Annotated in this window: 4 protein-coding genes and 5 pseudogenes; 6 read left to right on the plus strand and 3 right to left on the minus strand. The window is 62.6% G+C overall.

Annotation, left to right across the window (positions count from 1 at the left end; genetic code table 11):
* Positions 1-579: 579 nt before the first annotated feature.
* On the minus strand, positions 580-1,299 hold the full coding sequence (locus ACZ53N_RS35640; RefSeq protein WP_469144899.1) for a CAP domain-containing protein: 720 nt from the start codon (positions 1,297-1,299) through the stop codon (positions 580-582).
* Between the two features lie 23 nt (positions 1,300-1,322).
* The gene (locus tag ACZ53N_RS35645; RefSeq protein ID WP_469144900.1) at positions 1,323-1,847 is read right to left on the minus strand and encodes a hypothetical protein; all 525 of its coding nucleotides are present in this window, start codon (positions 1,845-1,847) and stop codon (positions 1,323-1,325) included.
* Positions 1,848-2,135: 288 nt separating this feature from the next.
* Between ACZ53N_RS35645 and ACZ53N_RS35650 the strand changes: the two are divergent.
* A pseudogene (locus ACZ53N_RS35650) lies at positions 2,136-2,711 on the plus strand (IS5 family transposase); the annotation flags it as partial.
* Here the strand turns inward: ACZ53N_RS35650 and ACZ53N_RS35655 are convergent.
* Positions 2,711-3,779 (minus strand): annotated as a pseudogene (locus ACZ53N_RS35655) (IS630 family transposase). The pseudogenes ACZ53N_RS35650 and ACZ53N_RS35655 overlap by 1 nt on opposite strands.
* A 10-nt stretch (positions 3,780-3,789) precedes the next feature.
* Here ACZ53N_RS35655 and ACZ53N_RS35660 point away from each other — a divergent pair.
* The 5 genes and pseudogenes from ACZ53N_RS35660 to ACZ53N_RS35680 all read left to right on the plus strand — a co-directional run.
* Positions 3,790-4,343: pseudogene (locus ACZ53N_RS35660) on the plus strand (IS5 family transposase); the annotation flags it as partial.
* 84 nt (positions 4,344-4,427) lie between these two features.
* Positions 4,428-5,017: pseudogene (locus ACZ53N_RS35665) on the plus strand (transposase family protein); the annotation flags it as partial.
* Positions 4,995-5,516 (plus strand): annotated as a pseudogene (locus ACZ53N_RS35670) (transposase); the annotation flags it as partial. The pseudogenes ACZ53N_RS35665 and ACZ53N_RS35670, both read left to right, overlap by 23 nt.
* A gap of 313 nt (positions 5,517-5,829) precedes the next feature.
* Positions 5,830-6,636, plus strand: a complete 807-nt coding sequence (locus ACZ53N_RS35675) for a lytic transglycosylase domain-containing protein (protein WP_469144901.1) — start codon at positions 5,830-5,832, stop codon at positions 6,634-6,636.
* 391 nt (positions 6,637-7,027) lie between these two features.
* Positions 7,028-7,247: transposase (locus ACZ53N_RS35680; RefSeq protein ID WP_469144902.1), on the plus strand; the 220-nt coding region annotated here is incomplete at its 3' end.

Genomic DNA, 7,247 nt, shown 5'->3' on the forward strand with positions numbered 1-7,247 from the left:
CGCAAACGGGTCCTCCACGCGGCACACGGCCGCTGACCACCGGCTCATGGGTGGTGTCGATGGAGTCGATCGCGATGTCGTCGGTCTGGCTGAACTCGTGTCACTCACGGCCAGTCATGATCGCGGATCCGGTGACCCTGCGTGGCCCCAGCACGAAAAGTGATCCAGAGCCACGATTCGCACGTCGTCGACAGTCCAGACGGGCTGGGGGTGCACCGTACCGCCCCACCCTCCAGGCGGCCACAACGGGGGCTGATGGGCTGCGCGCACAACGCCCCCAGCACCAGTGGCTGTAGGGCTTGGAGAGAGGAGCGCCAGAGGTCTCCCCGACGTGCAGAGTTATCCCTCAAAGGGACTGGACTGTAGCGGAGTAAGCCGTATGGCCGAGCGCACTCACAGAAGACGTACTACCACTAACGCTTCGATCCCCTCGCACTACAGACCGATCGAGAGACGTCGTTGCAAGGGGGGCCTGATGAAAATCAGCCAGGGGCCGCTCGCTACGTCATGGCCGAGAAACCCCTGAGCTTCTGATCAATAGGAGCTTCGCTGTTCCGTCCAGCCATCACCTCTTCGCCATCATCGGGACGCAAAGTCCTGCGTCCACCAAGGACCGTCATCTGCAAACCGGATACCAACGCCGACTTCTGTATAGCTACAGGTTAGAATATTTAGCCTGTGGCGCGGGCTGCTCATCCATGCCGCCACCACATCTGCAGGGTTCTGTTGTCCACGAGCTATGTTCTCAGAGTAGGATTTCCAGACATAGCCCGCGGCCGAGATGCGGTCTCCAGGACCGGCTCCGTCTGGGTCGACGTGGTCGAGCAATCCAAGGTCGGCCATCTTGTCGGAGTGCCCTTGCGCGGCTTTCGTCAGCTTAGCGTTGGCGCGAACCGGGGGGCATCCATGCTTCGCTCGTTGGGCATTGAGAAGTTCTATGACCTGCGGGGCAAAATCTGACTCATGGGCATGCCCAAGCAGTGAAGGTGAGAATGCCTGGTGTGGTGGCTCGTGCAGACCTTGGAGTCGCCTTTCGCCCCAGGGGCGTGAAGCGAACCAGGTGACTGGCTGCCAGCTAGTCAGTAAATCGTGACCCCGCTTAAGGGCACGCGCATCTGGGACGGCTCTCGAAGTTACGTGAGCGCCAAAAAGGGTCACGCCTACAGTTCGATTAAGCGATCCCTCATTCCCTCTGGAAGAACCCCCCACGAGGATGCCAATCGCAGCAGTAGTAAGGCCCACGGCTGCCACGGAATTACTCAAGGCCTTCAAGGCTCGTTGAGCCAACCTGCGGGTCACTGTGCTGTCCTGGCAAGCATGTTTCAGGCACCGTTCCCATTATTATGCAGGTCTAGGCAGCACGTAATTGCAGCCCGATGGCAGCCGTCGGCAATTTCGAGTGCTACGTCCATGGAGATCATCCGGTTCTTCTCCCACTCATCTGTGACTTTTCCGCGCGTCAATTTCACCTTCACGTGGGAGCCGAAGATTGGTCTGATCCGACGCAAATGTACGGAAGTAAAAAGAATGAGCTGCCGGGCATCACGGAAGTCGATAGTGGGTACCCGCAGGAAGGCCGCTTCGTGCTGACGGAGCGCCATTAAAAGGACCGAACTCAACACGTGACACTCAATAATCTCAAAGAGTGCAGACCCATGAATCTCTGACTGCACTTCCCCTTCACTGTTATTGCGGGCCAGTTCCATCTGGTAATGACCTGTATAGACGCCAGCATGATACTCGGCACCAATAGGGTTCCAGGACGCTGAAGTCCATACCTCGGAGAGGCTTCCCATCACTTCCGCCAGACTGGGCGGACCAGTCTTCCGTAACCTCGCATCACCCATAGCTTCAATTGTGGCTAATTATAGCGAAACTTAACAGGGGGCCGCAAATATGACTAAGTCGCCAACCCATTCACAGGAGGTATAGTCGTGCCTTTAGTATTATATTTCTGATCACGTGAAAGCCTCCGCTTCGGGCAAGGAGCACGGCCTCCGGTGGGACGCGAGCGGCTTGTGCTAAGGCTTTCGCTGCTTCAATACAGCCATGGCTCACCCGCCAGAACCGCTTTTCTCCAACCAACGCGCTGTCGCTGCCAGTCAGGTGGCTCCTACGCTCTCGAGTCTGCCGCTGTGGCGGGGATTGTTGAGCGGCTGGTGCCGGATGAGCTGTGGGAGTTGTTCCAGCGGGTGGTGCCGGAGGCGCCGGTGCGGTCCCAAGGGGGTGGTCGCCGGCGGCACGGGGGACCGTGAAGTACTGGCCGCGATCGTGTTCGTGGCCACCTCGGGCTGTACGTGGCAGCAGCTTCCGGCGTCGTTCGGGCCGTCGGGAGCCACGGCTCACCGGAGATCTACCGAGTGGACCACCGCCCCGGGCTGGGCGAAACTGCACCGCCTGGTCCTTGATGAGCTCGGCGCCCGCGGTGAGCTGAACTGGAGCCGCTGCGCGGTCGACTCGGTGAACATGCGGGCCTTGAAAAGGGGGACCTGACAGGTCCGAATCCTGTGGACCGGGGCAAGTACGGCTCGAAGATCCACTTGATCACCGAGCGGACCGGTCTGCCCTAGTCTGTAGGGATCTCGGGGGCGAACTTGCACGACAGCCAGGCCCTGATACCCCTGGTGAAGGGCATACCGCCGATCCGCTCCCGCCGGGAGCCCCGGCGACGCAGGCCGGCCAAGCTTCACACCGACAAGGGATACGACTACTACTGAGGTTGAAGGCGGGTTGTCGGCAATGTGAGTCCGGTCGCTGTGAGGCATCCGTCGATGACGTCACTGCGGTATTGGAGCTGGCGTAGGCCGTGTCGTAGCCGGCGGATGAGGTGGTCGGGGTCGGTGAAGGCGGTGTTGGCCTGGCTGGTCCGGCGGAAGACCGACCAGATGCCTTCCACGGGGTTGAGGCCGGGTGCGCAGGGCGGCAGGTAGTGATCCAGTTCTGGGCGTCGATGAAGGCCCGCATCCGGCGGTCTTTGTGGACGTTGAGGTTGTCCCAGATGAGGACGATGGGTTTGCCGAGCTGCTGGTGGGCGGCGATCAGGAGGTCGCGGAACTCGGTCCAGGCGAAGCTCTTACGGCCGCCGCTCTTATGGTCGGTATGCCGTTTGGGCCGGTAGATCAGGCGGGAGCGTTCGCCCGCTTTGCAGCAGCACAGGGCCGCGATGGAGAAACGGCGCTGGGAGCGTCCGCGGACCCGGATGACCGGGGTGCTGCCGCGCCTGGCCCAGGTGCGTGAAGTCGGCGGCGTCATCGAGAATCCGGCTTCGTCTTCGAAGACGATCCAGGCACCGAGCGCCGCCGCGGTGCTTCCACGTGTGGCCACACGTCCTTCACCCAGCCGGCCACCACTTCCTCGTCACGCCCGACGGGCCGGAACCTGGTGGCTCCAGCCGTGCCGCCGCAGCATATGGGAGATATCTGACAACGTCATGGACGGTGGAACCGGCGGCCGATCAGGGTCTTGATCCTGGCCAGCGTCCATCGCTGGTCCGGCCAGCCGTGAGCTACCGGGCCTTTGGACAACTCCTCCTCGAGCACGGCGAACAGCACATCGTTCAGCTTCGGCCGGGACGCCGGACCACGGGAACGGACAGCGCCCTGCCCGGCCTCCCGCCAGGCTTCCCGCCATCGCTGAACCGACCGGACGCTGACCCGTAACTCCTTCGCGATCTCGGTGCTGCCCCTCCCGGCGACGAACATCCGTACGGCTTCCATCCGGACCCGCTCACGGAACGCCTGCCTCTCCGCGGTCAGACCCCCACCCTGCGGATACCTCATACAAACCGACATACTGCAACGATCGCCAACCGTCAGCACCTACGACAACCCGCCTTCAACCTCAGTAATCCCTCCGTCGAAGGTGCGGCCGCAGGACGGGGGAACGCAGGACACGCCTGATGAGACGCTGTTCGCCGCCATTACCTACGTGTGGGTCAGCGGCTGCGCCTGGCGTCAACTGCCGCCTTGCTTCGGCATATCGAAGTCGACCGCCCACCGCCGGTTCCTGATCTGGTCGAGAGCCGGCGTCTGGGGCGGCTGCACGAAGCCGTGCTGCGCCGGCTCGACGACGCTGGCCTCATCGACGTCACCCGCGTCGTCCTGGACACCGCCCACGTCCGGGCTAAAAAAAAAGGGGGCGAACACACAGGTCCGAGCCCCGTGGACCGGGGCAGGCCGGGTTCCAGGATGCACGCCCTGCCGGACGCGAACGGACTGCCCCTCCTCGTCGGCGTCCCGGCTGGCAACACCCACGACAGCGAAGGGCTCAAGCCCATGATCGAGGGTCACCAAACGAGACACGACCCCCACCGCGGCCGCTACTTCAAACCCAGGCGCCTCCACGCGCAAGCCGGGTCTGTAAAGTTTTCGGCTCTGTCTCACATTCGGTGGTAACGCTGAGTGGCGGAGGTCGTTGTTGTTGATGTGATGGATGTCAACGAGCTTGCACGGATGCTGTTTTCGGGGATATCGCCGCTGGTCATCGAGGGTGTGGTCGATGAGGGCGGGCGGGTCGTGGTGAGGGCACGGACTCCGAAGGAGACCGCGGTCTGTCCGGTGTGCGGGGCATCGTCGGGACGCGTTCACGGTTATCACTGGCGGACGGTGGCGGATGTGCCGGTCGACAGCCGGCGGGTGGTGGTCCGTGTGCGGGTGCGGCGTCTGGTGTGTCCCACGCGTGGGTGCCGGCAGACCTTCCGCGAGCAGGTGCCCGGGGTGCTGGAGCGGTATCAGCGACGGACTACCCGTCTGACCAGGCAGGTCAAGGCGGTGGTGAAGGAGTTAGCGGGCCGGGCGGGGACACGCCTGCTGGCGATACTCGCGATGGGCCTGTCCCGTCACACAGCCCTCCGTGTCCTGCTGGGCATCCCCCTGCCGGACGGATTCCCCGGGTGATCGGCGTCGACGACTTCGCTCTGCGCCGGCGGCACCGCTATGCCACCGTGGTCATCGACGCCGAGACCCATGAGCGGATCGATGTCCTGCCCGACCGCACCTGGAGCCGGCGCGGCACCGGTCATCCGGGTCCGCGGCCGTTCCCAGCGCCGCTTCTCCCTCGCCGCCCTGTGCTGCTACAAACCCGGCGAACGCTCCCGCCTCGTCTACCGGCCCAAACAACATGCCGATCACCAGAGCGGAGGCCGCAAGAGCTTCGCCTGGACCGAGTACCGAGACCTCCTCATCGCCGCCCACCGGCAGCTCGGCGCACCCATCATCCTGGTCTGGGACAACTTGAACGTCCACAAAGACCGCCGAATGAAGGCCTTCATCGACACGCAGGACTGGCTCAACTCCTACCACCTGCCGTCCTACGCACCCGACCTCAACCCCGTCGAAGGGATCTGGTCGATTCTCCGCCGGACCACCCAGGCCAACACAGCCTTCACCGACCCGAGCCACCTCATGCGCCAGCTCCGACACGGCCTCCGCCAGATCCAATACCGCAGCGGCATCATCGACGGATGCCTCACCGGAACAGGGCTCACACTGACGACACCACGCCCAAAAACTCAGTAGCCGTTCGTGACCTGCGGGGCCCTCGGTCTGCTCGGAAGCTCGGTGGCTCCAGGCCTGATGAGAGGTGATCCACGCAAGCGGCGAGGACCACGCAGTTCAACGATCCACCAACACGGAGCTCTCGGCGCTTCCAGCAATCTATTTTCTGCTCCGCAAACTAAGAATCATATTGACGCAGGATGTCATTAAAGAAGCAAAGGAGGGGAGAAAATCCTCAATGGAAGGCGGTTAAGGCGGGACGTGACTACCGTTTCCTCCGAAGTCGGGAACTGCCTCCTGCGCATCGCTCAGACCGCCCGTTAGGAAATTCTTCATGAGGACATTCGATTCATACGCCGTCAGCCTCTGCCAGCATGGGCTGCGCACAGCCCTGTTCCTCACCAGCCTGACTGCTGCGGTAGGTACACTCCTGGCTCACAACACCGCAAGAGCTAGCGATAGCACACTTGCCCCCATCGATCCCAAAGCGCCACTATATGGTTCCCCGGTCATTTCCCTGCCAGACCTCAAACATCGCACTCCAGCAAGTGTCTCAGACACACCAAGGAGCGGCAACGATAAACATGGCCTCCAGGGCAGCGCTGCGGGAATTCCCGTCATTGCCCTGGAGGCCTATTTCAGGGCTGCTGCACGGGTCAACGCGATCTTGCCGAGCTGTCACCTTTCCTGGGAGCTCATCGCAGGTATCGGGAAACTGGAATCGAGCCACGGCATCATCGGAGGTCGGCGCTTGCACCCCGACGGCTCCATCAGCCGATCTATCCTCGGCCCTCAGTTGGCAGGCGGTAAATTCGCCGTGATTCGGGACACTGATGGCGGTCGCTGGGACGGCGACACCGAGTACGACCGGGCTGTCGGTCCTGCACAATTCATTCCTGCCACATGGAAGCACTTTGGCCGGGACGGAAACGGCGACGGGGTAAAAGACCCCAATAACATGTACGACTCTACCCTGAGTGCTGCGCACTACCTTTGTTCGGATGGCCGAGACTTGAATAAACCGAGCGATCTCGACAAGGCGGTACTGGCTTACAACCCTTCCCGCGCATACGTCAGCTCAGTCCTGGCTGTGATGCGTAGCTACCAGCGCGACAACGGCCTATTAATCAGAAACTCATAGGGTTTGGCTTCGTTCTGGGATGTGAGCGAGCTGGTGGCGGATGCGCGGTTGTTGTTGCCGTCGGCGCAGCAGGGGGCTCTGCGGTTGCGGGCGGTGGCTGCGCTAGCTGCAGGGTGGGAGCGTGAGGACGTCGCGGCGGTGTTCGGGGGGCGTTGAGCCGGTGGAGTGGCGGGCTAGTGGCCGGAACGGGCTGCTGATGCGGCTCACGTGGCTGGCGGGCAGGTGAGCATCAGGTTCTGCCGGAGGTCGGGCAGGCCGCCGTGCGGCAGGTGCTTGACCGCCAGCTGTGCGACGTGGGTCTGATGGGCCAGTTGTCCCCGGTGAGGGGCCCCGAAGTTTCCGGACAGCAACCCAATAGGGTTGTCCTGTCAAGGAAATGAGGAAGTAGCAAGTGGCGCCACCCAGCAAGTACACCCCGGAGTTCCGTGAGGAAGCCGTCCAGATCGCTCTCCGGTCCAGCAAGACGGTCTCGGAAACAGCCCGGGAGCTCGGAATCAACACGGAGACCCTTCGCGGCTGGGTGAAGAAGCATAAGCAGCGCAACGAGCCCTCGGCCGACGCACCGCTGACACTCAATGAACGAGCGCGTCTGAAGGAACTCGAACACCGTG

It is taken from the genome of Streptomyces sp. NPDC033229, from assembly GCF_055576875.1.